1 protein-coding gene and 1 pseudogene are annotated in these 1,360 nt (G+C 65.7%); both read left to right on the forward strand.

The genetic code is table 11. The features are described 5' to 3' along the window. Positions 1–1,145 (forward strand): multicopper oxidase domain-containing protein (locus tag KAY22_RS17440; RefSeq protein WP_296624586.1); only part of this gene is annotated, 1,145 nt, incomplete at its 5' end. Next, positions 1,135–1,360 (forward strand): annotated as a pseudogene (locus KAY22_RS17445) (copper resistance protein B); the annotation flags it as partial. The gene KAY22_RS17440 and the pseudogene KAY22_RS17445, both read left to right, overlap by 11 nt.

Below are 1,360 nucleotides of genomic sequence, written 5' to 3' on the forward strand. Positions count from 1 at the left end.
TGCCGATGACGGTGGTGCAGGCCGACGGCCAGAACGTCCGGCCGGTAACCGTGGACGAATTCCAGATCGGCGTCGCGGAAACCTTCGACGTGATCGTGACGCCCGAGGACCGCGCCTACAGCTTCGTTTCCGAGGCGATCGACCGATCCGGCATGGGGCGCGCGACACTGGCCCCGCGCGAGGGCATGATCGCCCCGGTCCCGCCGCTCCGCCCGCGCACGTTGCTGACCATGACCGACATGGGCATGGACATGAGCGGGATGGAGGGGATGTCCGGTATGGCGGACGAGAACCCGGTCGCAAAGCGCGGGCCGGATCCCACGTTGATGCAGAATGCCTCGCGCAACCTGTGGAAGCTCACCGGGTGGAAAGAGCCCACCGATCACGGAACGAAGGCGGTAGGCGCTGCGATGGCCGGCATGGCTGGGATGGGGGGCGACCAGATGAGCGGCGCTATGCCAGGGATGGACCATAGCCAAATGGCGGCGGGCGCTGCCGGGATGGCGGGCATGGACCATGGTCAGATGAGCAGCGGCGGCATGGCCGGGATGGATCACGGGTCAGGCGGCAGCATGGACATGAACATGCGCAACCCCAAGAACGCGCCCGGCGTCAAGATGGGGCCGGGAGTGCAGACCATCTCGCCGATGCCGAAGGACCGCACGGGCGAGCCGCCGCAGGGGCTGGAGGACGCGGATCATCGCGTGCTCACTTATCGCGATCTTGTCGCGCTCGACCGCAACCCGGACGTTCGCGCCCCGTCGCGTCAGTTGGAGATCCACCTGACGGGCAATATGGAGCGCTACATGTGGGGCTTTGACGGCCAGAAGATGAGCGACCCTGCCGACCCCATCCCGTTCCGCAAGGACGAGCGCGCGCGCGTCACCCTGGTCAATGACACGATGATGCCGCACCCAATTCATTTGCACGGCCACTTCTTCGAGCTGGTGACCGGACATGGCGACTTCGCGCCTCGCAAGCACACGGTGAATGTGGCGCCCGGCGGTAAGATGACATTCGACGTAACGGCCGATGCGCCCGGCGACTGGGCGTTCCACTGCCACAATCTTTATCACATGACCGCGGGGATGATGCGTGTCGTGACGGTTCGCCCGATGGGCGAGGAGAACCGCGATGCAGCCTAAGTTCCTCTTGATCGCTGGCGGCGCGGCACTTGGCCTCGCAAGTCCGGTGGCCGCGCAGATGGACCATTCCAATATGCCGGGCATGAAGATGCCGCCGTCAAATACGCCAGCGGTGAAAAAGCCGGCCGCTAAAAAGCCGGCCGCCAAGAAGCCCGCAGCGACCAAGCCCGTCGCGCGCAAAGCGTCCCCAAAGCCCGCCGCTAGATCGACACCGC

Origin of the sequence: Rhizorhabdus sp. (assembly GCF_018006725.1) — a bacterium.
Taxonomy (GTDB): Bacteria; Pseudomonadota; Alphaproteobacteria; order Sphingomonadales; family Sphingomonadaceae; genus Rhizorhabdus.